This window comes from Modicisalibacter sp., assembly GCF_055145905.1.
Genome location: NZ_JBSREH010000023.1, coordinates 34,926 through 59,982, shown reverse-complemented (window position 1 = coordinate 59,982; position 25,057 = coordinate 34,926). Strand labels below are relative to the sequence as shown.

Here is a 25,057-nt window from a genome sequence, read left to right as displayed (position 1 = left end):
TCAAGCGTTACATTGTTCGTGAGGTTTACCGTCTCCTCCGGCATGGCCCCAAATTAACAAAATACACGACTTGACACATATAGGAGCATCAACGCGTGCGCCGAGAGCTTCTTCCATAGCCTGAAGATCGAGGCGATCCATGGCGAGCGCTTCGAGACCCGGGCTGCCATGCGGCGGCAAGTGTTCGAATACATCGAGCTGGACTACAATCGGCAGCGCCGGCACAGTGCGATTGGGATGATCAGCCCTGAGGCCTTCGAGGCCCGAATGATCTCTTAGATCGGTGTCCACGTTTGCTGGGTAAGATCAAACGTCCGCTTCTGGCCGAAAGCGGCCCTCCTCCTCGCTTAGGTAAGAGAGCCCATCAACACCCCAATCCACTCACCCGCATCACTCGTCTCTGCGCCGCGTCCATCAGCTGGCCGCGGCCGGTTTCCACCAGCGTCAGCCAGTGGCGGGCGCGGGTGATGCCGGTGTAGACCAGCTCCCGGGTGAGGATGGGGTTCGGCGCGTCGGGCAGCACCAGGGCGGCGTGGGTGAACTCCGAGCCCTGGGACTTGTGCACCGTCATCGCGAACACCGTCTCCACCGCTTGCAGGCGCGAGGGCAGCACCCACTTGATGCGATCGGTGCCATCAGTGGCGGGGAAGGCCACCCGCAGCAGGCGACGGTTGGTGTCTCCAGTCGCGGCGCCCGGACGCGGCATATCCAGAGTGATACCGATATCGCCGTTCATCAGCCCCAGGCCGTAGTCGTTCTTCGTCACCAGCACCGGGCGGCCGGGGTACCAGCGCTGTCGGCCGTCCTGGCTGTCGATCAGCTTCTCCCGCTCCAGGGCCCGGCGCACCCGCTCGTTCAGGCCTTCCACGCCCCAGGGGCCGCGGCGCAGCGCGCACAGCAGCTGAAAGTCGCCGTGGGCTTCCAGCACCGCGCGGGCCCAGTCATCGAACTGTTCCTGAGGAGCGTCGTCTTTCGGGCGCTCCTTTGCTACCACGCTCAGGAAGTGCCGATAGCCCACCGGGGGTGGCAGCGTTTCGCCGCGATGCAGGCGGCCCTGGCCGTTATCGGGAAAGCGCTCGGGGCAGCCGGTCACGGCCAGGCGGGCCAGGCCGCGTTCGTCGTCGGCGCGCAGTTTCTGGTGCGAGAGGTCCGCGAAGTCCTCGTTCAGCGCTTTCGTGATCGCACTGCGCTTGGCGGCGGGCTGATCTTCCAGGTTGACTGCCGCGGCGAGCTGGCCGATGCCGCTGTCGGCGGTGAAGCGGTGGCTGACGCGCAGCATGGCGATGGCCTGGTCGAGGGGCTGGCCGTCGGCGTCCAGTTTGTCCGCGGGCGGTGTCTGGCCGGTGGCCTCAGCCAGCCACTCGGCGGTGGCCGGGGTGTAGTGGCCGCCCTCGGCCCGGGCGCACAGGTCGCCGAGCACGGAGCCGGCCTCCACCGAGGCGAGCTGGTCCTTGTCGCCGAGCAGCACCAGCCGCGCCCGGGGCGGCAGCGCCTCGAGCATCGCGGCCATCATGCCCACGTCCACCATCGAGGCCTCGTCCACCACCAGCACGTCCAGCGGCAGCGGATTGTGGCGGTCGTGGCGGAAGCGGCGGGTGTCCGGCCGCGAGCCGAGCAGGCGGTGCAGGGTGCTGACCTCCGTGGGCACCGCCCGCTTGAGGGCCTCGGCGGGATTTTCGCGCAGCAAGCTGCGCTCCCACGAGGCGTCTTCGCCTTGTTCCGGGGCGTCGTCAGCGGCTTGCCACAGGTCGGTCAGTGTCTTGAAGGGCAGCTCACTGACCTGCTTGGCGATGGATTCGTTGAGCCGCGCGGCGGCCTTGCCGGTGGGCGCGGCCAGGCGGATGCGCAGGGCTTGTCCGCCATCATCCTTTTCTTCACCCAGAGCCAGCGCCTGGAGCAGGGCGAGCAGGCGCACCACGGTGGTGGTCTTGCCGGTGCCGGGGCCGCCGGTGATCACCGCGAAGCGCGAGCGGCCGGCCAGGGCGCAGGCGGCCTTCTGCCAGTCGATGGCGTCGGCTTGCTGTGGCTTGTGAAAGAGGGCGTCGAGGATCGGGCGCAGGCGGGCCGCGTCCGGGGCGTCGTCGCTGTCCGTGCCACCGAGCCGGGCGACGATCCGGCTGTGGATATCCTGCTCGTGCTGCCAGTAGCGGCGCAGGTAGAGCCTAGGGCGTGCGGCGGTGCCGGCGAGCACCAGCGGGGTGCTGCCGGGGCCGTCGGCCACCAGCTCGGGCTGATCGAGCGCGGCGCGCCAGGTATCCAGTTCGAGCGTGGCCATCACCCGGCTCGGCATCGGCGGCGGGTCGTCCAGGCTGTCGCCCTCCGGCGGCAGCGAGAGCGCCAGGTCCGGGGTTGCCAGCGTCTGGGCCAGATCCAGGCACACGTGGCCACGGCCGAGCTGGTGGCTGGCCAGCGCCGCCGCGAGCAGCAGCAGGGGCGAAGCCTCACTGTCCGTGTGCCCCTTACGCGCCTCGCGATGCAGGAAGGCGGCGAAGGCGCGATCCAGCGAGCGCAGCCAGCCACGATCCACCCAGCGGTCGAGCAGGGCGAACAGAGCCGCGTGATCGGCCAGCGCATGGTCGGGCGCTTGAGCCAGCGCGTGTTCGGGCGTGGCGGCGTGGTTCGGGGTATCCGGGGTCATGCGGCGGCCTCCTCGGCGGCGCGGAACAGGGCATCGAGCGCGAGGATCAGCTCGCTCGGCGGGCGTTCGGCGTGCACGCCGCGGGAGGGCGCGCGGGTGCCGCGCAGGAAGACGTAGAGCGCCCCGCCCAGGTGGCGCTCGATGTCGTAGTCCGGCAGCCGCGCCTCGAGCAGCCGGTGCAGGGCCAGCAGATAGAGGCAGTACTGCACGTCGTAACGCTTGTCGAGCACGGCCTCCGCCATTGCCGCCTCGGTATAGGCGGCATCACTCGCGCCCAGGTGGTTGGACTTCCAGTCGAGCACGTGGAAGCGCCCCTCGTGCTCCACCACCAGATCGATGAAGCCCTTGAGCATGCCGTTGAGGGTGTCGGGCTCGAGCGCCGGCCGCGGCCGTCCGCCGAGTGTGTGAGCGCTCACGAGGGCGTCCAGCCGGCGGGTGTTCACCTTATGCGCGGCGAACCAGAATTCCAGCTCGACCCGATAGTCGGTGGCGCCGTCCAGGGCGTCGAGGCGCAGCGGTGCGGCCTCGCCATCACCCGGCATCGGCAGCGGCGTGGTCAGGAGATCCGGCAGCCATTGTTCGAGCGCGGGTATCTGGCCCTCCCAGCCGCGGCGGTTGGCGCGCCGGGCCAGGGTGTCGGCGCGCAGCTCGGCGTCCTCGGCCACCTTGGCGAAGCCTTCCTCGCCGGCCCATTCCAGCAGGCCGTGCAAAAACGTCCCCGCCGAGGGCCCGCGGGGGAAGCGGTGAAGCGAGCCCTCGCTCACCGTGGCGGCGGCGGCATCGAAGGGCTCGTGGAGCACCTCCATGGCGGCGGCTTCAATGGCGGTAGCGGGTTCGGGCGACGGTTCGGCCTCGGCGGCGGTGTCGTCCGTGCCGACGTCATCCGGCGTGGCGCCGGTGCGCAGCGCCGAGTAGCTGGCGATCCACCAGTGCTCGCGGATCGCCCGGGTGGGCGCGCGGGCCTCACCCAGCGGTGTGTCGTCGCTGGCGAGCTGGACCGGCGTGGCATCGGCCTCGGGGGCGTCCTGCACCGTCACGCGATCAACGCGCTTGTCAGCCAGCGCCTCGAGCGCCGGGCGCAGGGTGTCGGGCGAGAGCGCCTCGCCACCGGAGAGCAGATGGCCGACGGCGCTGCGCTCCAGGGCGTCCAGCGGCGCCAGGCCGAGCCAGGTGGCGTGGCGGGCGCGGGTCAGGGCGACGTAGAGCTTGCGCAGGTCCTCCCCCAGGCGCTCGTGGTCGGCGCGGGCCAGCGTGGCCTCGTCGGCGGAGAGCGTCAGGCGCAGCTGGCCGTCATCGTCGTGCCAGCGCAGCGGCAGGTCGCCCTGCTTCACCGGGCGGAAGGCGGCGATGAAGGGCAGGAACACCAGCGGATATTCCAGGCCCTTGGACTTGTGGATGGTGACCACCTGCACCAGGTCGGCGTCGCTCTCCAGGCGCAGGCGGTGGGTGTCGGACTGGGCCTGGGGATGGGCGCGGGATTCGGCCAGGAAGCGCAGCAGGGCGTGCTCGCCGTCGATCTCGGCGCTGGCTTCCTGCAGCAGCTCGCCGAGGTGCAGCAGGTCCGTCAGCCGTCGCTCGCCCTCGGGCACGGCCAGCAGCCGGCCGGGCACCGCGAAGTCGGCCAGCAGCCGGTGCAGCATGGGCAGCACGCCGCGGCGCTGCCACTGGCGGTGGTAGTCGCGGAACTGCATCACCCGCGCCTCCCAGGCCAGCTCGTCCTGCTGCGGGCCGCCGTTCAGGGCGTCGAGCTCGGCGAGGCTCAGGCCCAGGCTCGGCGTGGCCAGGGCGGCGCGCAGGCAGCGCTCGTCGTCCGGCGCGGCGCAGGCCGCCAGCCACACCTCCAGCTCGGCGGCGGCCTCGGTCTCGAACACGCCCTCCTTGTCGGAGAGGTAGACGCTGCGGATGCCGCGGGCCAGCAGGGCGTTGCGGATGGCGCGGGCCTCGCCGGCGTTGTTGACCAGCACGGCGAGGTCCGACGGCGCCAGCGGGCGCAATTCTCCGTCTTCCTGGAAACCGGTCTGCCCGGCCTGGCCCTCGCGCAGGAGGCTCGCCATCTCGGTGGCGCAGCGTGCGGCCAGCTCGGCCAGGTAGGCGCCCTTGCCGAGCGTCTCGTCGGTGGCCAGGTGCCAGAGCGTCAGCGCCGGTTGGGCGGCGCCGCGGCGCACGAGGGCGTCCTTGCGGCCGTTGGCGTCGACTGGGGCGAAGGGGACCGGATTGTCGTCCCCGCGACGGAACAGGAAGGCGCCGGACTCGCTCTGCTCGGCGTGGGCGAACACCCGGTTCACGGCCTCGACCATGGGCGTGGCGGAGCGGAAGTTGGTGCCCAGCGTGACGTGGCGGCCGGCGGTGTCGCGCCGTGCCTGGAGGTAGGTGTGGATATCGGCGCCGCGGAAGGCGTAGATCGCCTGCTTGGGGTCGCCGATCAGCATTACTGCGCTGTCATCCCGGTTCTTCTCCAGCTCGTAGACGCGGTCGAACAGCCGGTACTGCACCGGGTCGGTGTCCTGGAACTCGTCGACCAGCGCCACCGGGAACTGCTCGCGGATGCGCGCGGCCAGGGTCTCGCCGGCCTCGCCCGCGAAGGCGGCGTCCAGCCGGTGCAGCAGGTCGTCGGGGCCGAGCTCGGCGCGGCGGCGCTGCACGGTCTCGCGGCGGGCGGCCATCCAGTGCACGGCGTGGGCGAGCAGGTCGGCGAACGGGTCGGGCAACTCGGCGAGCTTCCCCGGCAGCTCGGCCAGGGCCTCCAGCGCCGGCAGGTTGGGTACCGGGTCTTCCTTCCAGATCTCGGCGATGCCGTCCGGCGTCAGGCGCTTCCAGGCGGCGTCGGTCAGCGCCGGCTTGGCTAGCTCTGGATCGTTGGCCCAATCGCGCAGGGCGTCGAGCCAGTTGGCGCGGCTCCTGGCATTGAGCTTGCGGGCGTCGAAGGCCTTGCGCGCGTTCGCCTGCTCGAGCAGGTCGTCCAGCTCGTCGAGCCAGGCCGGCCAGGGCGCCTTGAGCTCGGCCAGCGCCACGGCGCGCTGCTCGCGGTAGTTCGAGAGCGCCTCGAAGGGAGGCGGCGCCACGGGCAGGGCGGCGGCGTGGGTGCGCAGCCGGGCGGCGGTGTCGTTGAGGGCGTCCGGCGTGGTCCAGTAGCGGGCGACGATTTCCAGCGCCTCGGGGGCGAGGTCGTAGTAGAAGCTGCGCCAGTAGTCTCGGGCGATCTCCAGGTCCATCTCGGACTGGTCCAGCGACATCTCCAGGGCGAACAGGCTGCCGCTGTCGAAGGCGTGTTCGCGCAGCATGCGGTGGCACCAGGAGTGGATGGTGGAGACCGCGGCCTCGTCCATCCACTCGGCGGCCAGGCGGAGGCGGCGGGCGCAACTCGGCCAGCTCTCGCGCGGGTAGCTGTCGCGCAGGGCGAGCAGCGGGTCGCCGCCCGGCGGATCGCCGCTGGGCGTCTCATCGTCAGGTGTCGGATTATCCACCGCCGGTTCGGCGAAGAGATCCCCAGTTTGGTGCTGTGACGGGTCTGATCCGGCGGCAGATCCCGAAGTGTCGGACCATCGCGGAGGCGCTGTGGAACCGTCCTTGGGCGCTACATTCGACATCCCTGTCGAATGACCTCCGCTTTGACCTGCCCCCGGCGCCCCGTCTTCGTCGATGGGCTGAAAGGCGTCGGCGGCCTCCACCAGCCGGGCGCGGATGCGGTCGCGCAGCTCCTGGGTGGCGGCGTTGGTGAAGGTGACGACAAGGATCTCCGGCGGCGTCAGTGGCCGCGGGAAGCTGGCCGTGTCGTCATGCCCTTCGTGTGAGCCGCGCGGGCCGAGCACCAGCCGCAGGTAGAGCAGGGCGATGGTGAAGGTCTTGCCGGTACCGGCGCTGGCCTCGATCAGCCGGCTGCCGGTGAGCGGCAGGGCGACCGGGTCGAGGCGCGGCGTCGCGGTGATCTGATTGTCTTCCGTCATCGTCATGCCTTGCCTCCCTGGCTTTTGCCCCCGTTCTTCTTGGCCTTCACCGCATCGTGCAGCGGCGCGTAGAGTGCCGGGGTCAGCTCGGTGAAGCGCCGGCCAGCGGCCTCGTGCCGCACCAGGCCTTCGAGGTCTCGCCACTGGCGGGCGAGGTACGGATCGCGGTCGCGCTCGCCGGGCGTGTAGTCGCTGCCCTCGAACACCTGAACGGCGGCCTTCCAGGCCTTGAGGTCTGCCTCCTCGGCCTGCTCTGCGTTTCCGAAGACGCGGGCCAGGGCGCTGGGGTCGCCACCCTTCTCGTGCCAGGCGAAGGCGGTGTCGCGGGCCAGCGGCAGCGGCGCGGTCATGCCGTCCCGCCAGGCTCGGGCGATGGCTTCCAGATGCGTGCGTGCGGTCTCGGCGTCCAGCGGCGCCAGGGTGCCGCCGCCGGCGCGGGAGAGCAGCACCGTGGTCATGGGGCCGAGGGCGAGCTGGCCGGCCAGATGGGCGACCCAGGGGGCCAGCCAGTGCTTCCAATGGTATTTGCCCTTGTTGACCAGGCTGCTGGTCATCAGCACCAGCCGGCAGCGCTCGCCGGCGGCGTTCTCGCGCAGGCCGTCCAGCCAGTCCTCGATGTGAATCGGCTCGTCATTCGTGGCGAGCGTCAGCGACACGGCGGCCGGCGTCTCCCGGGCGTGGGGCCAGGCCTCGAGCTGGTCGGCGTAGTCGCCGAGTACCTTGTCCAGCGGCTCGACCAGCTGCTCGCGCATCAGCTCGGCGAAGCCGCCCATGGCCAGGCGCCCCTCGCGCTCCAAGCGCTCCAGGGTGTCGTGGATGGCTGGCGTCGGCGGTTCGGCGGCGTCCACGGCGCGACGCCCGGCCTCGATCAGCGCCTGCTGGAGCTGCCAGTGGTCCAGGCCGTCCAGGGCGAAGGGCTCGTGGTCGGGGCTCTCCAGCGCCTCGCGCTCGAGATGGACGCCGAGCCGGGTGGTGAAGAAGGCCTTCACCGGGTCCTTGAGGAAGCCGGACAGGCGTGACAGCGGCAGTGCCGTTTCCAGCGTGATCGGCGATAGCTCGCCGTCCGCGACGCCGCGTGGCGCGTTCTCGACGGCATGCACCGCCCGCCATTCATGGGCGTAGGTGAACAGCCGGGCGTTATCCGAGAAGTAGCTTCTGCTGAACGGCTGCAGCGGGTGCTCGGTGGTCAGGGCGTCGACCAGGGCCTGCCCGGCGTCCTCATCCTCCGCCGCGTCGGCCAGCCGCCAGCCGGCGGCGAGATGGTCACGCAACTGGCCGAGCAGCACCGAGGGCGGGCGCGGCGCGTTGTCGTGGATGCTGCGGCCGACCCAGCTCACCATCAGGCTGTCGCGGGCCGAGAGCAGCGCCTCGAGGAACAGGTAGCGGTCGTCCTCGCGGCGCGAGCGATCGCCGGGGCGGTAGTCCTGGCCCATCAGGTCGATGTCCAGCGGACGCTGGACCCGCGGGTAGTCGCCGTCGTTCATGCCCAGCAGGCAGACGTGGCGGAACGGGATGGCGCGCATCGGCATCAGGGTGGCGACGTTCACCGCGCCGGCCAGGAAGCGCTGGGAGAGATTGGCCTCGTCGAGCTGGCCGAGCCAGTGCTCGCGCACCACCGAGAGCGGCAGCGCCTCGGTCAGGCCGGCGTCCTCGGCGGTCTCCTGCCAGTCCTCCAGCAGTTCGCCCAGGCGGTTGAGGGTGGCGAGGTCGGCCTCGTCCTCGGCGGCGAAGCAGGCGCCCAGCAGCTCGCGCAGGCGGCGGCACCAGGTCGGTACGTCGGCGGGCTCGCTGAGCGCGCGCCACTGGGCCTCGAGGGCGTCGAGCAGGTCCATCAGCGGGCCGGCCAGCGCCGCCTCCAGGCCGCCGATGTCACCAAAGGGCTCGATGTCGTGCCAGGGGCCGTCGGCCGTGTCACCGACGGCGTAGCCCAGCAGCAGCCGGCGCAGGCCGAAGGCCCAGGTGTTGGCGGTGAGCCCGCCGGGCAGGTCCAGGCGGGCGCGCTGCTCGGCGTCGAGCCCCCAGCGGATGCCGGCGCCCTCGATCCAGCGCCGCAGCACCGGCAGGGTGTCGGCGTCCAGCCCGAAGCGCCCGCGCAGGGCGGGCACTTCCAGCAGGTCGAGCAGGTCGCTGACCGTGAGGCGCGATTCCGGCAGGTGCAGCAGCGCCTCGAGCGCCACCAGCAGCGGCTGGCGGTGGCGGCTGGTCTGGTCGGAGAGCGTGAAGGGAATGTGGCGCGGGTCGTCCGGCGGCAGGCGGCCGAACACCGCCTGGACGGCGGCGGCGTAGGTGTCGATGTCGGGCACCATCACCAGCACGTCCCGCGGGCGCAGCGTGGGGTCGGCGTCGAAGGCGGCCAGCAGCTGGTCGTGGAGGATCTCCACCTCGCGCAGCGCGCTGTGGGCGACGTGGAAGCGCAGGCTGCGGTCCTGGGCCGGGTCCACCGCCGGCCAGGTCTCGCGGGTCTCCTGGGGCGGACGCAGCTCGAGGATGTCGTCCTGCAATTGCTGCAGCAGCCCCGGGGCCTCGCCGTCGGCGGGCGAGTCGAACAGGTCGATGCGCAGCGCCTCGGCGTCGAACAGCGCCCGGTAGGCGTCCTGGTCGTCGAACTCGTCGAGCAGGAGCAGGTAGTCGCGGCCCTGCTTGCCCCAGGCGGCCAGCAGCGGCTGGGCGTGCAGATGCAGCTTCGTGTCGTCGAGCTCCAGCGGCATGCCGGGGCGGTGGCGCTGGCGCCGGCGGGCGGCCCGCAGCAGGTCCTTGTGCTCGATGATGTCGGCCCAGAAGTGGCGGCAGGGATTGTGCACGCAGAGCAGCACCTGGGTGACCTTCGACACCGCCGCCAGGGCCTCCAGCGTCTGGCGCGGCAGCGAGGAGATGCCGAACACCACCACCCGGCGCGGCAGGCTGGCCGGTCTCGTTTCGGGCGTCAGCTCGCGGCAGGCCGCGAGGAAGCGGGTGTGCACCCAGGCGCGGCTGGTGGCCAGGCCGTGCTCGCCGATATCGTCGCGCAGCCACCGCCACAGTGCCGGCTGCCAGCGCTGGTCCTCGGAAAGCGGCCGGGCCTGGCCGCGGGCATCGATCAACACGTCGCGGCCCTCGGCCCAGGCGGACAGCCAGTCGGCGCGATAGACCTGGTACTGGTCGAACAGGTCGGCGAGACGCTCGGCGAGCTGGTGGCGCTTGCGGCAGTCCTCGTCGTCGGCCAGGAAGCGGGCCAGCGGCGCGAAGGTCTCGTCATCGAGCAATTCGGGCAGCAGGCGCATCAGCCGCCAGATCAGCCGCGGCTTGTCCAGCGGCGAGGCCGGCGGCACGGCGTCCGAGCCCAGCACGGCCCGATAGGCCTGCCACAGGTAGCGCGCCGGCAGGGTGACGTCCATCGCCGCGGCGATGCCGGCGCCCGCGGGCGGATCGGCGGCCAGCGCCAGCTTCAGCCACTGGCTGATGCCGTTGCTCTGCACCAGGATCACCTCGTCCTCGAGCGGCGAGAGCGGGTGGTTGCGCAGCCACTCCACCGCCAGGTCGCGCAGCGCCTCCAGGCGGTTGCCGTGAATCACCATGAAGCCGGGTTGCAGTGAGGAGGGCGAGTGGGCGGGCATGGCGATCCTGCGTGACTGGATAAATGAGCAGGGGGTATGGTGCCCCAGCGAGCGGCGGGAGCAAAGGGGAAAGGACAACCACGTCGATCAACGCCGTTGCGTCAAAACGCGCAGCAGATCCTTGGGCTCGATGCCCAGCGTCGCGAAGGTCTTCGCCCCCTCGCCGACGATGTTGTCCTTTTCCAGCAGGATCACCTGGTCGCGGGTCAGCGGCGGATTGGGCAGTATCGAGAGCAGTGTGCTCAGGGCGCGCCAGAGGGCGAAAGGCACCGGCACCAACGGTGGGTGCCGGCCCGCGGCGTCCAGCGCGGCCTGGACCAGCTCGCGATAGCGGTGAACGCCATGCCCGCCCAGCTCGACGGTGGCGCCGGTCATGCCCCGTTCCAGGAGACGTGCCACGCCCTCGGCCACATCGTCGACATGCACCGGCTGCAGGCGCGTATCGCCGTGACCGAACAACGGCACCACCGGCAGCCGGGCGAGCATGCGCAGGCTGCTTGCGAAGGCGTCGTCGGGGCCGAACAGTACGCTGGGGCGTATCACCACCGCGTCGGGATGGGCCTGGCGGACGGCATTTTCCCCCGCGGCCCGGGCGCGCACGTAGGCCGAGTCGGAATCGACGTCGACACCAAGGCCCGAGACGTGAACGAGTCGGATGTCGGCGTCGGCAGTCTGTCGGGCGATTCGGGTGGCGGCCTCGACGTGGATGTCCTCGAAGGTCAGGCCGCCGCGCTCGATATAGAGGCTGACGGCGTTGACCGCGGCGTCGGCGCCTTCCAGCGCCGCGGCCACGTCATCGGCGTTGCGGACGTCGGCGCGGCGGAAGACGACTGTGCCTGACGCATCCTCGGGCACGGCGACCTCGCCTGCATGGCGGGCGGCGACGATCACCTCGCTGCCCGCGTGGGCGAGGCGTTCGACGAGGCGCCGGCCGAGGAAGCCGGTGCCGCCGAACACGGTGACTCGCGGGTGCGTCATCGTCTGGCCTCCCTGTTGCGGATCACTCTCCCGGGTTGTGCGTCTTCCCGTAGGGTAGTCGGCAGCGGTCGAGCCACCCCGTGACCCGATCGCGGCCGAACAACTGGCTACCCAGCCGGTAGAGCAGGTAGAGGAAGCCCAGCGGGAAGAGCATCGTCTGGGTGATGAAGATCATCGTCAGGTCGATGACCTTGTCGGTGATCGCGTTGAAGCCGTCGACCACGCTCTCCACCGGATTGCCCACCAGGTTGCCGAAACTGTCCTTGAGCCGGTCTCACCAGTTCTCGGCGTCGTCCCGGCCGCTGATCTGTTCATCGGCGATGGCCGCCAGCCGGGTCTGGGTGGTTTCCAGCTGCTGCATGGTGGCGGTTCTGGGGTCGTCGAGAAAGGCCTGGCCGGCGAGGCCGCTGGCCAGTGCTACCACGAGCACGGCAAAGCGCAGGAACAGCGCCGCCATGGCCAGCTTGAGCGCAGCCGACTGGCCGATGCGCGTCTTCAGCGCCACCAGGCCGGCGGCGAGCAGGCAGGCGCCGGTGGCCAGCGCCTTGATCAGGGCGCTGCCGGAAATCGTCAGCAGCAGCTTCTGCAGTGCCAGCGAGCCGGTGGCGGCGAACATCACCCACGAGAAGCGCTCGATCATGTCGTTGGCCGGGTCGAGTGCCTCACCCGGGGCGATCTGGAACACCTGCAGGTCGACGGTGGAGGATTGCAGCACCGAGATGGTGGCATTCAGGCCCTTGGCGATGGCGAAGGCGGCGAAGGCCTGGTCCAGCGACTGGTCGAGCGTGGCCCGGGCGAACTGCTGGGGCGCCGGGAGCCAGGGCAGCAGGGCGGCGAGCAGCAGCCCGGCGACGACGACGTGGCGTGGCGTCATGGCGTTGCGTGGCGTCATGAAAAGTCCCGCGATGAACGGAGGATGCCGGCATTCTCGACGATAGCCGAGCGTCTGTCAGGTTCGGGCGTGCATCGCGGGAAACGTGCGTTTAGCGGTAGGTTTCCTTGTAGCGCTCGCGTAGTTGGTTCTTCTGCACCTTGCCCATGGTGTTGCGCGGCAGCTCGTCGATGAAGAACACCCGCTTGGGCTGCTTGTACTTGGCCAGTCGGCCGGCGAGCGAGGCCAGCACCTCGGCTTCCTCCAGCGCGGCGCCGGGCTGGCGCACCACCACCGCGGTGACGCCCTCGCCGAAGTCGGGATGCGGCACGCCGATCACCGCCGACTCGACCACGGTGTCGAGCTCGTCGATGATCTGCTCGACCTCCTTGGGGTAGACGTTGTAGCCGCCGGAGATCACCAGATCCTTGTCGCGGCCGACGATCTGCACGTAGCCGTGCTCCTCGATGCGCGCCAGGTCGCCGGTGACGAAGAAGCCGTCGTCGAGCAGTTCCTCGCGGGTCTTCTCGGGCATCCGCCAGTAGCCGATGAAGACGTTGGGGCCGCGCACCTCGAGCATGCCGATGTCGCCATCAGGCAGCGGCTGGTGGGACTCGCCGTCGGTGATGCGGATCTCCACCCCCGGCAGCGGACGCCCCACGGTGCCGGCGATGCGCTCGCCATCGTAGGGGTTGGAAGTGTTCATGTTGGTCTCGGTCATGCCGTAGCGCTCGAGGATGGCATGCCCGGTGCGCTGTTCGAACTCGCGGTGGGTCTCGGCGGTCAGCGGGGCCGAGCCGGAGGTGAACAGGCGCATGTTGGCGGTCAGCTCGCGGGTCAGGCGCTCATCCTGCAGCAGCCGGGTGTAGAAGGTCGGCACGCCCATCATGGTGGTGCCCCGGGGCAGCTCGTCGATGATCGTGTCGACATCGAAGCGTGGCAGGAACAGCAGGCTGGCGCCGGCCATCAGGCAGACGTTGCAGGCCACGAACAGGCCGTGGGTGTGGAAGATCGGCAGGGCGTGGATCAGCCGGTCCGCCTCGGTGAAGCGCCAGGCCTCGACCAGCGAGGCGGCGTTGGAGCCGAGGTTGCGGTGGGTGAGCATGGCGCCCTTGGAGCGGCCGGTGGTCCCCGAGGTGTAGAGGATCGCCGCCAGGTCATTGTCGTCGCGGGGCTCGATGGCGTCGAAGGGGGTGGCCTTCTCGAAGGTCTCCATCAGCGTGCCGTCGCGGCCGGTGCCCAGCGAGGCGACCTGCGGGCAGCCGGTCTCCCCGGCGACGCGACGCGCGTTGTCGAGATCGGAGGGGCGGCAGACGAACAGTGCCGGCTCGGCGTCGCCCAGGAAGTAGCGGATCTCCTCGGGGGTGTAGCCGGTGTTGAGCGGCAGGTAGACGCCACCCATGCGCAGGCAGGCCAGATACAGCAGCAGCGTCTCCGGGCTCTTGTCGACCTGCACGGCGACCCGGTCGCCGGGTGCGACACCCAGCTCGCGAAGGGCGCCGGCCAGCCGGGCGGTCGTGTCGAGCGCCTCGCGGTAAGTGTAGCCGTGGCCCTCGCGGGTGGTGACGAAGTCGGCGTCCCCGCGGGCCTGCATGCGCTCGGCGAAGGTGGCGAAGAGATTGTGGTTCATTTTTCGTTGTCTCCCTTGAGCAGTTTGCGGGCACGCCGGTTGAGGTCACGCACGGCGGAGGAGCAGGCGATCGTGCCGTCGGTGGTGTATTGCTCGTGATTGCGTTCGATGTCGTCGATGACGTAGAGGTAATTGACCATCAGTCCGGCGGCCTGCTGGAGCCCCTTGTTCGAGGTGTCGCCCAGCCAGTTGATGCGGTGCAGTTCGGCGCCGTTGCCGAGGTGGAAGCGGGCCACCGGGTTGAGCGGCAGGCCGTGACGGTTCTTCTCGCGGACCAGATAGTGGGCGGCCAGCGGGCGGATGACGTCGCGCAGGGCCGCGGCGCGCTCCGGGTCGGTGTGCCAGTGATCGTCGTCGAGCTGGGCCAGGGTCTCGCGAGTCTCGTCGTCGAGCGGCGAGGCCTCGCCGCGCTGGGTGCTGTCCAGCCACTGGCGAAAGCCGGGGACCGGTGAGAGCGTGACGAAGTTGCGCAGGTTGGGCAGCTCCTGCTTGAGCTCCTGCACCACCTGCTTGATCAGGAAGTTGCCGAAGGAGATGCCGCGCAGCCCGGTCTGGCAGTTGCTGATGCCGAAGAAGGCGGCGGTGTCGGCGCCTTCGGGCTCGCCGATGTCGTGGTGGTTGCTGTCGAGGATCGGCTGGATCTGGTCCGGCAGCCCCTTGTGCAGGGCGACCTCGACGAAGATCAGCGGCTCGTCGCCGATCGCCGGGTGGAAGAAGGCGAAGCAGCGCCGGTCACGGGCGTCGAGGCGCCGGCGCAGGTCGTTCCAGTCGTGGATCTCGTGGACCGCCTCGTAGCGGATGATGCGCTCGAGGATCGCCGCCGGAGTGTTCCAGTCGATGCGCCGGAGCATCAGGAAGCCGCGGTTGAACCAGGAGCTGAACAGGTGCTTGAAGTCGGCGTCCAGGGCGTTCAGCGGCGAGGCCTTGTCGAGCCGGGCGAGCAGGTCCTCGCGCATGCGCACCAGCTCGTGGGTGCCGCCGCTGGTCAGGTTGAGGCGGCGCAGCAGCTCCTGGCGGCTGGGTTCACAGGTGTCGAACAGGGCTTGCAGGTCGCGCTCGTCGCGGGATTCCCGGTAGGCGGCATAGGCCTGGTCGACGCGCTCGGGGTCGGCCGAGAAATCGTGGGTCAGACGCTCGAAGAAGCGCACCTTCTCGTCGGCGTCGAGGCGGGCGTAGAGCTCCAGGGCACGACTCGCCAGGGTGATGCTGGAGGCTTCGCCGTCGCTGTCGAGCAGGGCCCGGCAGGCGGCGAGCACATGCGAGTGGTCGACGGGCGTGGTGTTGCCGCTGCGCCGCCGGCGCAGGGCGTCGCGCCGGGTGATGGTACTGAACATGTCCTGCAGAAAGCTGGTGTTCATGGTCGCTCGTCCTCCGGGGCGGTTCTCAGCCAAGAATCAGGTCGGGAAGCCAGGTGGCGATCCCGGGGAAGAAGCACAGCAGCACGATGCCCAGCACCATGCACAGGGCGTAGGGCAGGCTGCCCAGCAGGATGTCCTTGAGGGCGATGTCCGGGGCGATGCCCTTGATGATGAACAGGTTCAATCCCACCGGCGGGGTGATCAGGCCGATCTCCAGGTTGATGGTGAGAATCACCGCGAACCAGTAGGGGTCGAAGTTGGCCGAGAGGATGATCGGCATCAGGATCGGGGCAGTCATCACGATCACCGCCACCGGCGGCAGGAAGAAGCCGGCCACCAGCAAAAACAGGTTGATCACGCCCATCAGCACCCAGCGGTTGACCTCCAGGTCGGCGATGCCGCCGGCGACGGTCTGGGTGATGTACAGCGAGGAGAGTGCATAGGCGAAGATCTCCGCCGCGGCGATGATCAGCATGATCATCACGCTCTCGCGCAGGGCGTCGCGCAGGATGACCTTCAGGGGCTTCGCCTGCCACATGCGGTAGACGACGATGGCCAGGGCCAGGCACAGGAAGGCGCCGGCGCCGGCGGCTTCGGAGGGCGTGGCCAGGCCGCCGTAGAGGGCGAACAGGATGCCCGAGACCACGATCAGGAAGGGCACCACGCGCACCAGCGCCTTGAGGTTGCCCTCGACGTTCTGCTTGACGGCGCTAGCGGCCTCGGCGACCGGATTCTGATAGCCGCCGGCCAGCTTGCAGGCGATCAGTGTCCAGGCCATGAACAGACCGGCGAGCATCAGCCCGGGCATGGCGCCGGCGATGAACAGGCGACCGATCGAGGTCTCGGTGGCGATGCCGTAGACGATCATGGTCACCGAGGGCGGAATGAGGATGCCCAGGGTGCCGCCGGCGGCGATGCAGCCGGCGGCGACGCCGTCCGGGTAGCCGCGCTTGCGCATCTCGGGGATCCCCAGCTTGCCGATGGCCGCGCTGGTGGCCGGCGAGGAGCCGGAGAGTGCGGCGAAGATCGAGCAGGCGCCGATGTTGGAGATCGCCAAGCCGCCGGGCACGCGCCCCAGCCACAGGTCCAGCGAGCGGTACAGGTCGCGGCCGGTGGGGGAGGAGGCGACCGCCGCGCCCATGAGGATGAACATGGGAATGGCCACGAAGCCGAACGAGGCGATGCTGCTGTAGAAAGTCTCGCCGAAGTAGGTGAGCTCGCTCATGCCGCTGCCCAGCACCAGGGCGGCCAGCGAGACGCCGCCGAGCGCGAAGGCGATGGGGGTGCCGATGGCCATCAGGGCGAACAGGGCAACGATCACCAGAATGCCGCTAGTCACTGGATCCATTGTCGGAATCTCCACGCAGAATGTTCGCCACGTATTGCAGCGCAAGCAGGGTGCTGCCGATGGCAAGGGGCAGCAGTGAAGGCCATACCGGCGGGTTCCAGACCGTGCCGGTGGTCCAGCCCATCGAATAGGCCTCGATGAAGTAGTGCCAGGCGCCGTAGGTCAGCGCCGTGCAGAAGGCCAGGCCGATCAGCGAGGCGATGAACTGCATGATCTTGCGGGCGCGGCCGCCCAGGGCGTCGGGCAGCACCGTGACCGCGACGTGGCCGCCGGTCATCAGCACGTAGGGGGCGCCCAGCAGCATGGCGCCGGTGATGGCGAAGATGGTGAATTCGGTCTGCCAGGTGGTGTTGTGGCCGAGTACCGCGCGCACGAAGATCATGTGGCAGACCACCAGCACGCCGGTGACCAGCAGGGCGCCGGCCAGCACGGCGGTGACCGACGAGAGGGTGTCCATCAGCCGAATGTAGCCGCCGACGAGCCCGCGATGCGGCCGAGCCGCACGGGTGTGTTCCGTTTCCATAGCGCACCCCGGCGTGGATGAGGAGGCTGCCTCGGGCGAGGCAGCCGGGTCGGTGATGGCGCGGCCGGGGGCCGCGCGCTGGATCGAGACGGTCATGGCGCGATCGCCTCAGTCGACGGCCAGGGCGGCGTCGATCAGGGCCTGACCATTGGGCACCTTCTCGGCGAAGGTCTTGTAGGAACTCTTCTTGGCGACGTCCAGCCAGGCCTGGTAGTCCTCGGGCGACATGGTCACGACCTTGACGCCGTTTTCCTTGTAGACATCGACCAGTTTCTTATCCAGCTCGGCGGCCTGGTCGGCGAAGTAGGATTCTGCCTTCTCGCCGGCTTCCGCCAGGGCCTTCTGCTGGGCGTCGGTGAGTTTCTCCCAGCTCTGCTCGGAAACCAGAATCGGCTCGTACATGAACCACAGGGCGTTCTTGCCCGGTGCGGTCAGACAGGTCGACTGCTCGTAGATGCGGTAGGACACCAGCGACCCCGAGGAGGTGTTGGCGCCGTCGAGCACGCCGGTCTGCATGGCGGTGTAGATTTCCGAGGAGGGCATCGAGGTGATCGAGGCACCGGCGGTGGCCAGCATTTCGTCGAAGGCCGGCCCGGCGGCGCGCATCGCCTGCCCCTTCACGGTGTCCGGCGAGGTGATGCAGCGCATGTCGGACACGAAGCCGCCGGCCAGCCAGGCATCCGAGATCACGCGGGCGCCGGCATCGTTGATGACCTTCTTGATCATGCCCATGAACTTGGAGTCATTGAGCCGCTGGGCGCGCTCGTGGCTGCGCACCAGGCCGGGCATCAGCGTGGCGGAGAATTCCGGATGGCGGCCGCTGGCGTAGTCGAGCGGCAGGGCGGTCATGTCCAGGCGCCCGCGGACCAGTGCTGGCCACTGCTCCTTGGCGCCGAACAGCGATTCGGCCGGGTAGACCTGGACCTTGAGGTCGACGTCGGCCTTGGCCACCTCGTCGGCGATCATCTGCACCATCTTGTCGCGGACGTCCCCCTTGGGGAACTGGTGCGAGGCGCGCAGCACCGTTTCCGCCGAGGCGACGCCGCTCATGGCGACACTGAGCCCGAGAGAGGCGAGAGCTAGCTTGAGGGAGGTTTTCATGGCGTCTCCGTTACGTTTGTTTTTGTGTAATATTTATCAGCGAGGCTGATGTATACTTTAATAGGTCTTGAGGATACTCAGTGTCAAACTAGGGTCATTAGACCTTGGTGGCAATGCTCGGCGGACCCGGCATGCGCGGCAGAAGGGGGCGAACGTGAACGGCGACAAGCGATCGAATGCCCAGCGGCTGAAGGAGTCGTTGGAGAACGACATCATCAACGGGCGTCGGGCCCCCGGGGAGCGGCTCGATCCCGAGGCGCTGGGCAAGGAATATCAGGTGTCGCGGACGCCGGTGCGCGAGGCGATCCAGCAACTGGTGGCCAGCGGACTGGTGACGGTGACGCCCAAGAAGGGCACCTTCGTCGCCAAGGTGGGCATCGAGCAGTTGATCGAGATGTTCGAGGTGATGGCCGAGCTGGAGGGCATGTGCGGGCGGCTGGCGGCGCGGCGCATCACCCCGGCCGAGCTCGCGGTGCTGCACGAGGCGATCGAGCGCTGCGAGGCGGCCGCCCGCACCGGGGACTCCGACGAGTACTACTACGAGAACGAGGCCTTTCACCACGGCATCTACGCGGCCAGCCACAATGGCTTTCTGGCCCGCGAGGCGCACCAGCTCAAGCAGCGTCTCAAGCCCTACCGGCGCCTGCAGCTGCAGGTCCGCCACCGGCTGGCGACCTCGCTGGCCGAGCATCGCGAGATCGTCGCCGCCATCGAGGCCGGGGATGCCGAGCTGGCCGAGCGCAAGCTGCGCGAGCACGTGCTGATCCAGGGCGAGCGCTTCAGCGACTTCGTGGCCAGTGTCAGGGCGCTGGAGGCCGGTTGAGGGTGTCCTGCCCCGGATCCACGTTGTCTTGGCGATGGCCCGCACCGATATAGTTGACCCGTTCACTATGGTTTATGGTGAAGGCAGCACTGGGTTTGTACGAAAAGTCGGCGAGCGAAGGCAAGACAAGGCAAAAATCGGCGAAAAAGCGGAGTTTACGGGGTGTAAATGAGCATTTTGAGCCAATTTTTAACGCCGTATTGCCGAGTGCAGGCAGTTTTCGTGCAAAGCCTAGCCAGTCATCGACGGGAGTCCCCATGTTTTCCCCCTTCACGCTGCGTTATGCGCGCCTGCCGGCGCATTTCTTCGCGCGCTTCGACCCCGTGCCGGTCGAGGCACCGCACCTGATCGCCTTCAACCGGCCGCTGGCCGAGGAACTGGGTTTCGATCTCGCGGCCTTCGACGAGCGCCAGGCGACCGAGTGGTTCTCCGGCAATGTCGTGCCGCCCGGTGCCGAGCCGCTGGCCCAGGCCTACGCCGGCCACCAGTTCGGCAACTTCGTGCCCAGTCTGGGCGATGGCCGTGCGGTGTTGCTTGGCGAGGTGACCGACCGTCACGGCCGGCTGCGCGACGTGCAGCTCAAGGGCGCCGGGCGCACGCCGTTCTCCCGCGGTGGCGACGGTCGGGCGCCGCTGGGTCCGGTGCTGCGCGAGTATCTGGTCAGCGAGGCGATGCACGCGCTGGGTGTTCCCACCACCCGGTCGCTGGCCGCGGTGGCCAGCGGCGAACGGGTCCTGCGCCGTGTCCCCGAACCCGGCGGCGTGCTGACCCGCGTGGCCGACAGTCACCTGCGGGTAGGCACCTTCCAGTACTTCGCCGCCCGGGGCGACATCGATGCCCTGCGCACCCTGGCCGACGAGGCGATCGCCAGACACTATCCCCATCTGGACGAAGAACCGCCCGAGACGCGCTATCTGGCCCTCTTCGAGGCCGTCCTGCAGCGCCAGGCGGCCCTGGTGGCGCGCTGGATGGGCGTCGGCTTCATTCATGGCGTGATGAACACCGACAATACCTCGGTCGCCGGCGAGACCATCGACTACGGACCCTGCGCCTTCATGGAGGCCTACGATCCGCGCACCGTGTTCAGCTCCATCGACGAGCGCGGGCGCTATGCCTACGGCAACCAGCCGGGGGTCGTGCAGTGGAATCTGGCGCGTTTCGCCGAGACCCTGCTGCCATTGATCGACGACGATCGCCAGCGCGGCATCGAGCGCGCGACCCGGGTTCTCGAGACCTACCCCGGCCAGTACGACGCCGAATGGCTGGCAGTGATGCGTGCCAAGCTGGGCCTGGCGCGCGAGGAGGAGGGGGATTTCGAGCTTGCCGAGTCGCTGCTCGAGGCGCTGCATGCCGGGCGTGCCGACTTCACCCTGAGCTTCCGCCAGCTGGCCGACGTCGCCGAATCCGCCGAGGCTCGCCCGGCCTTGTTCGAACTGACCGAACGTCGCGAGCCCCTCGAGGCCTGGCTGGCGCGCTGGCAGGCCCGGCTGGCAAGCGAGGACGCCGACGGGGCCGCCGTCGCCTCGCGCATGCGCGCGGTCAATCCGTTCTACATCCCCCGCAATCATCGGGTCGAGGAGGCGCTGGCCGCCGCCTACGAAGGCGATTTCGCCCCCTTCGAGACCCTGCGCGAGGTCCTGGCCCGGCCCTTCGAGGCGCAGCCCGGTCGCGAAGCGTACACGCTGCCGGCCCAGCCGAGCGAGCGGGTGTTCCGTACCTTCTGCGGCACCTGAGAGGGCGCCTACAAAATGTCTGTGCTCGGCAATACGGCGTTGAAATTGACCTCAAAATGCTCATTTACCACCTTGTAAACTGCGCGTTTTCGGTCAATTTCGCCTGGTCTTGCCTTCGCTCGACTGTTTTGTACCCGCCCTCTCGATCTGCCTATTGTCCGGCGAATCGTCGTGTGCCTAATCTTGAGGGGATAACCCGCCGCGTCTGTCCGGGCCAACCCGCGGCACCGCGCAAAGAACAATCACAACCGGCGAGCCGGCCGATGCCGCGCTCGCTCCGTCAGGAGCCGCCACCATGTCCGTTCGTGAAATCGCGTTGTATATCGATGGTCAGCCCGTGCCCTCGCAGTCCGGCGAGTGGCGCGAGGTGCTCAATCCGGCGACCCAGGAGGTGGTCGCCCGGGTGCCGTTCGCCACGCTCGAGGAGGTCGATCGCGCGGTGGCCAGCGCACGGGACGCCTTCACCACCTGGCGCAAGGTGCCGCTGGCCCGGCGCATGCGCATCATGCTCGCCTTCCAGGCACTGATCCGCGAGCACACCGCCGAGCTGGCCGCGCTGATCACCGAGGAACACGGCAAGACGCTGCCCGATGCCAAGGGCGAGGTGGGGCGCGGACTGGAAGTGGTCGAGCACGCCTGTTCGATCACCAGCCTGCAGCTCGGCGAGATCGCCGAGAACGTCGCCAGCGATGTCAACGTCTATTCGCTGCACCAGCCGCTGGGCGTGGGCGCCGGCATCACCGCCTTCAACTTCCCGATCATGCTGCCGTGCTTCATGTTCCCGCTGGCCATCGCCACCGGCAACACCTTCGTGCTCAAGCCCTCCGAGCAGGATCCCTCGTCGACCATGCGCCTGGTCGAACTGGCCCACGAGGCCGGCGTGCCGGCCGGGGTGCTCAACGTGGTGCACGGCGGGCCCGAGGTCGCCAACCGGCTCTGCGACCACCCGGACATCAAGGCGCTGTCGTTCATCGGCTCGACCCGGGTCGGCACCCACATCTACGAGCGGGCCGGGGCCGCCGGCAAGCGTGTGCAGTCGATGATGGGTGCCAAGAACCATTGCGTGGTGATGCCCGACGCCAACCGCAGCCAGGCGATCAACAACGTGCTGGGCTCGGCCTTCGGCGCCGCCGGCCAGCGCTGCATGGCCAATTCGGTGCTGGTGCTGGTCGGCGAGGCGCGCGACTGGCTCGACGAGATCGTCGAGCGCGCCGGACAGCTCAAGGTGGGGCCCGGTACCCAGGAGGACGCCGATCTGGGGCCGCTGGTCTCGCCGGCGGCCCGCGACCGGGTGCTGGGGCTGATCGACCAGGGCGTGGCCGAGGGCGCGACGCTGCGTCTCGACGGGCGCGGCCTGACGGTCGAGGGCTATCCCGACGGCAACTTCGTCGGCCCGACCATCTTCAGCGACGTCTCCGCCGAGATGACCATCTACCGCGAGGAGGTCTTCGGGCCGGTGCTGTGCGTGGTCGGCGTCGAGACCCTCGACGACGCCATCGCCTTCATCAACGCCAACCCCAACGGCAACGGCACGGCGATCTTCACCAACTCCGGCTGGGTGGCGCGGCGCTTCGAGGCCGACATCGACGTCGGCCAGGTGGGCATCAACGTGCCGATCCCGGTGCCGGTGGCCTACTTCAGCTTTACCGGCTCGCGGGCCTCCAAGCTCGGCGACCTGGGGCCCAACGGCAAGCAGGCGATCCAGTTCTGGACCCAGACCAAGACGGTCACCGCGCGCTGGTTCGAGCCGGAGAACGTCTCGAGCGGCGTCAACAGCACGATATCGATGGGCTGATCACCCTCGCTCGGTGACAATACGGCCCCGCCTCGAGAGAGGCGGGGCCGATGTCGAATCAGCGCCGCGCGGGGGCGATCCCGCAGCGCTCGAGCAGCTGGATCATCGGCTCCAGCTGGCTCTCGTGCAGGACCAGCAGGGTTGCGACGTCCGGATCCGCGTCCCGCGGCAGGATGACCGCGAACTCCCCCTCCTCGAGATGGAACTCGTGAATCTCGCGTTCGCCCTGCGGGGTGAGGCAGTACGTCGAGCGGTAGTCATCGTCCTCGCCGTAGGTCAGGCGGTTGTAGACCTTGAACAGGGTGTACAGGGTCAGACCCTGCGCGAAGGCCGGCCAGCGGGCGGGGCTGTGCCGCGTGGCGTCGTCGATCGGCTGGCCGGCGGCCTCGGCGCGGCGGATGGCGTCTTCCAGGGGCTCAGCCAGCAGCGAAGCGCTGTCGCAGGGCGACGGTCGGCCTTCGGCCCGGGCCGAGGTGTAGGCGGCGAGTACCTGGCGCATGTCGTCCAGGCTGGTCAGGGCATGATCGCTGTGCTGCAGGTGGCGCGGGTCGAAGTCGCCGTTTTCCCAGCCATGCACGACGCGAAGCCGCAGGCTGTCCGCCTCCAGGGCCGGGGCCAGCAGGGCCTGCAGGGCACGCGGCAGGTGGCTCCAGCGGTCCGGAATGTCATTGCCGAAGGCCTGGTAGGGATCGTCGAAGAGGCGGTGCAGGCGGCCCGGCACATGTTCCTGGGCTTCGTGGTATGGCATGGGGATCTCGGATCTGATCGTTGTCTGGTGTTCTGGTAGAGTGAGATCGCTTCACGACCCCGAGGCGGCGCGTTGCCGTCGGCAGGGGTCGAATGCAGGACGGATACTCGCTCCTATCGACCGATATCCGCAAAACTTTAATCATCCCGACATTCAACGTCGCCAGGGGAGCCCCGCTCGATCGGGGCTGAGAGTGTGCCGGCCGCGGCGCAGACCCTGGAACCTGATCCGGTCAATACCGGCGGAGGAAGTGCGACATGTATCTTGCCACCCTGGCCGTGCTGGGCGCGGCCCTGTTGCTGTTTGCCATTCTGGGCCTGCGCGCCGGACGCGCCGACTCGCCCCTCGATGATTACGTGACGGCGCGCAACTCGCAGCGCGGCACCACGCTGGGGCTATCCTTCCTGGCGTCCGGCATGGGCGCCTGGATTCTCTTCGCGCCGCCGGAAGTCGGGGCCTTCGTCGGTCCGGTGGCGCTGGCCGGCTATGCCATCGGCTCGGCGCTGCCGTTCATCGTGCTGGCGCTGTGCGGGCCGGCGATTCGTCGTCGGCTGCCGGCGGGGCGCAGCATCGGCGAGTTTGCCGCCGAGCGCTTCGGCACCGGCATGCGCCGCTATGTGGCCCTGCTCTCGGTGCTGTACATGGCCTGTTTTCTGGCCGCCGAGCTGAGTGCCATCGGCGGTATCACCGCACTGCTCTCGCCGCTGGCGGGCAGCGTGGCGATCGTGGCCGTGGCGCTGACCACGCTGGCCTACACCGCCTGGGGCGGGCTGCGGGCCAGCCTGGTCACCGACCGCTGGCAGGCCCTGCTGCTGGGCGTGTTGCTGGTGCTGGTGACAGGCGCGGTCCTGGGTGACCTGCCCGCGTTGCCGGCCGATGCCGCCATGCCGAGTGTGCCGCCCGGCGAGGCGCTGAATGTGGCCGTGACTCTGGTCATCGCGGTGACGGCGGCCAATCTCTTCCACCAGGGCTACTGGCAGCGGGTCTGGGCGGCCCGTGATGGCGCCGCGCTGGGACGTGGCGCGGTGCTGGGCGGCGTCACCACCGTGCTGGTCGTGGCGGTGGTCGGCGGGCTGGGTATCCTGGCGGCGATGAGCGGCGCTGATCTCGGCCAGCCGCCGATGCCCTTTTTCGCGCTGCTCGATGCAGCGCCGGCCTGGTTGACCCTGCTGGTGCTGGTACTGGCGGTGACGCTGGTGGCCTCCAGCGTCGACACTCTGCAGAACGGTATCGCCTCGCTGCTGGTCGGCGAGGGCGAGGCGCTGAGCCGCCACGGCGTCTCGCTGACGGCGGCGCGCTGGATCACCCTGGCGCTGATGGTGCCGGCGGTGCTGGTGGCCCTGCAGGGCTATTCGGTGCTGCGGCTGTTTTTGATCGCCGATCTGCTGTGTGCCACGGCGGTGGTGCCGGTGCTGATGGGGCTGTGGCCACGGATGAGCGCGCCGGCCGCTGCTGCCGGCGCGGTGGCCGGTCTGGTCGGTGCCATCCTGCCGGACTGGATCGCCCGGGGCAGTCTGGGCGATGCACTGCTGGCGGCAAGCTTTCCGGGCGGCGAAACCACGCTCGCACCGTTTGCCGGCGCCCTGGCGATTTCCAGTGCGGTGGCGCTGCTGGTGGCACTGGTGCGCCCGCACTCCGCCTGGCAGGCGGGCTGAGCAGACCGAGGTGGGCAAGAGGTCGAAGTTAGCATTATCGTTCGGGCTGATCCGTCGACAGGTCTGCGAGGGGGCGCTGTGAACCCTTCCATGGGCGCTACCGACGCCATCTGACCGCCATGGATGGCGGGAATGCCGAAATTGAAGGGAACTCTTTTCGGCCCTGACGTCGGACCCCCTCTTTGACCTGTCCCCGACATCCCTTGCCAGACCCAGCGGCGATTGCCCTGCCAAGGGGCGCGGTATTTGCGTCCTCTCCGGTCCGCTCCCAGACTGAGGCGCTATGTTGAAATGACATCGTGCAGCCGTGGAGAGGACC

17 protein-coding genes, 1 pseudogene and 1 riboswitch are annotated in these 25,057 nt (G+C 69.2%); of the genes and pseudogenes, 5 read left to right on the top strand and 13 right to left on the bottom strand.

What is annotated here, in order from left to right:
• Nucleotides 1-90: 90 nt before the first annotated feature.
• Nucleotides 91-279 (top strand): annotated as a pseudogene (locus ACTCB7_RS07940) (IS3 family transposase); the annotation flags it as partial.
• 85 nt (nucleotides 280-364) lie between these two features.
• Here ACTCB7_RS07940 and recD read toward each other — a convergent pair.
• The 11 genes from recD to dctP form a co-directional block, all read right to left on the bottom strand.
• Nucleotides 365-2,638, bottom strand: a complete 2,274-nt coding sequence (gene recD, locus ACTCB7_RS07935; RefSeq protein WP_463006234.1) for an exodeoxyribonuclease V subunit alpha — start codon at nucleotides 2,636-2,638, stop codon at nucleotides 365-367.
• Entirely contained in the window at nucleotides 2,635-6,588 is a 3,954-nt protein-coding gene (gene recB / locus ACTCB7_RS07930) for an exodeoxyribonuclease V subunit beta (protein WP_463006233.1), read from the bottom strand. Before recB ends, recD begins: the two co-directional genes overlap by 4 nt.
• Nucleotides 6,585-10,175, bottom strand: coding sequence for an exodeoxyribonuclease V subunit gamma (gene recC / locus ACTCB7_RS07925; RefSeq protein ID WP_463006232.1), 3,591 nt, complete (start codon nucleotides 10,173-10,175; stop codon nucleotides 6,585-6,587). The genes recB and recC overlap by 4 nt, the downstream gene beginning before the upstream one ends.
• An 87-nt stretch (nucleotides 10,176-10,262) precedes the next feature.
• The gene (locus ACTCB7_RS07920; protein ID WP_463006231.1) at nucleotides 10,263-11,153 is read right to left on the bottom strand and encodes a complex I NDUFA9 subunit family protein; all 891 of its coding nucleotides are present in this window, start codon (nucleotides 11,151-11,153) and stop codon (nucleotides 10,263-10,265) included.
• Nucleotides 11,154-11,175: 22 nt separating this feature from the next.
• Nucleotides 11,176-11,397, bottom strand: coding sequence for a hypothetical protein (locus ACTCB7_RS07915; RefSeq protein WP_224420785.1), 222 nt, complete (start codon nucleotides 11,395-11,397; stop codon nucleotides 11,176-11,178).
• Nucleotides 11,398-11,427: 30 nt separating this feature from the next.
• Nucleotides 11,428-12,045: a hypothetical protein gene (locus ACTCB7_RS07910; protein ID WP_224420786.1), complete on the bottom strand. Its 618-nt coding sequence runs from the start codon at nucleotides 12,043-12,045 to the stop codon at nucleotides 11,428-11,430.
• A gap of 91 nt (nucleotides 12,046-12,136) precedes the next feature.
• Nucleotides 12,137-13,654: a malonate--CoA ligase gene (locus ACTCB7_RS07905; protein WP_224420787.1), complete on the bottom strand. Its 1,518-nt coding sequence runs from the start codon at nucleotides 13,652-13,654 to the stop codon at nucleotides 12,137-12,139.
• The gene (locus tag ACTCB7_RS07900; RefSeq protein ID WP_224420788.1) at nucleotides 13,651-15,012 is read right to left on the bottom strand and encodes a malonyl-CoA decarboxylase; all 1,362 of its coding nucleotides are present in this window, start codon (nucleotides 15,010-15,012) and stop codon (nucleotides 13,651-13,653) included. The genes ACTCB7_RS07905 and ACTCB7_RS07900 overlap by 4 nt, the downstream gene beginning before the upstream one ends.
• 25 nt (nucleotides 15,013-15,037) lie before the next feature.
• Nucleotides 15,038-16,360, bottom strand: coding sequence for a TRAP transporter large permease (locus tag ACTCB7_RS07895; RefSeq protein ID WP_224420789.1), 1,323 nt, complete (start codon nucleotides 16,358-16,360; stop codon nucleotides 15,038-15,040).
• Nucleotides 16,344-16,979: a TRAP transporter small permease gene (locus ACTCB7_RS07890; RefSeq protein WP_318010270.1), complete on the bottom strand. Its 636-nt coding sequence runs from the start codon at nucleotides 16,977-16,979 to the stop codon at nucleotides 16,344-16,346. Before ACTCB7_RS07890 ends, ACTCB7_RS07895 begins: the two co-directional genes overlap by 17 nt.
• Nucleotides 16,980-16,991: 12 nt before the next feature.
• On the bottom strand, nucleotides 16,992-17,984 hold the full coding sequence (gene dctP, locus ACTCB7_RS07885) for a TRAP transporter substrate-binding protein DctP (protein ID WP_463006230.1): 993 nt from the start codon (nucleotides 17,982-17,984) through the stop codon (nucleotides 16,992-16,994).
• Between the two features lie 154 nt (nucleotides 17,985-18,138).
• On the opposite strand from dctP, the gene ACTCB7_RS07880 reads away from it, so the two are divergent.
• Complete coding sequence (locus ACTCB7_RS07880; RefSeq protein ID WP_463006229.1) at nucleotides 18,139-18,807, top strand: GntR family transcriptional regulator; 669 nt, start codon at nucleotides 18,139-18,141, stop codon at nucleotides 18,805-18,807.
• On the opposite strand, the gene ACTCB7_RS07875 is transcribed toward ACTCB7_RS07880, so the two are convergent.
• Entirely contained in the window at nucleotides 18,785-19,066 is a 282-nt protein-coding gene (locus tag ACTCB7_RS07875; protein ID WP_463006228.1) for a hypothetical protein, read from the bottom strand. The two genes, ACTCB7_RS07880 and ACTCB7_RS07875, sit on opposite strands and share 23 nt — an antisense overlap.
• On the opposite strand from ACTCB7_RS07875, the gene ACTCB7_RS07870 reads away from it, so the two are divergent.
• Both ACTCB7_RS07870 and ACTCB7_RS07865 read left to right on the top strand, forming a co-directional pair.
• The gene (locus ACTCB7_RS07870) at nucleotides 19,065-20,540 is read left to right on the top strand and encodes a protein adenylyltransferase SelO (RefSeq protein ID WP_463006227.1); all 1,476 of its coding nucleotides are present in this window, start codon (nucleotides 19,065-19,067) and stop codon (nucleotides 20,538-20,540) included. The genes ACTCB7_RS07875 and ACTCB7_RS07870 overlap by 2 nt on opposite strands.
• Before the next feature lie 295 nt (nucleotides 20,541-20,835).
• Entirely contained in the window at nucleotides 20,836-22,335 is a 1,500-nt protein-coding gene (locus ACTCB7_RS07865) for a CoA-acylating methylmalonate-semialdehyde dehydrogenase (RefSeq protein WP_463006226.1), read from the top strand.
• A gap of 58 nt (nucleotides 22,336-22,393) precedes the next feature.
• Here the strand turns inward: ACTCB7_RS07865 and ACTCB7_RS07860 are convergent, their stop codons facing one another.
• Nucleotides 22,394-23,083: a hypothetical protein gene (locus ACTCB7_RS07860; protein WP_463006225.1), complete on the bottom strand. Its 690-nt coding sequence runs from the start codon at nucleotides 23,081-23,083 to the stop codon at nucleotides 22,394-22,396.
• A gap of 154 nt (nucleotides 23,084-23,237) precedes the next feature.
• Nucleotides 23,238-23,351: riboswitch (TPP riboswitch) on the top strand.
• Here ACTCB7_RS07860 and ACTCB7_RS07855 point away from each other — a divergent pair.
• Nucleotides 23,341-24,738, top strand: a complete 1,398-nt coding sequence (locus tag ACTCB7_RS07855) for an SLC5/6 family protein (protein ID WP_463006224.1) — start codon at nucleotides 23,341-23,343, stop codon at nucleotides 24,736-24,738. (Overlaps the previous riboswitch by 11 nt.)
• Nucleotides 24,739-25,057 lie beyond the last annotated feature (319 nt).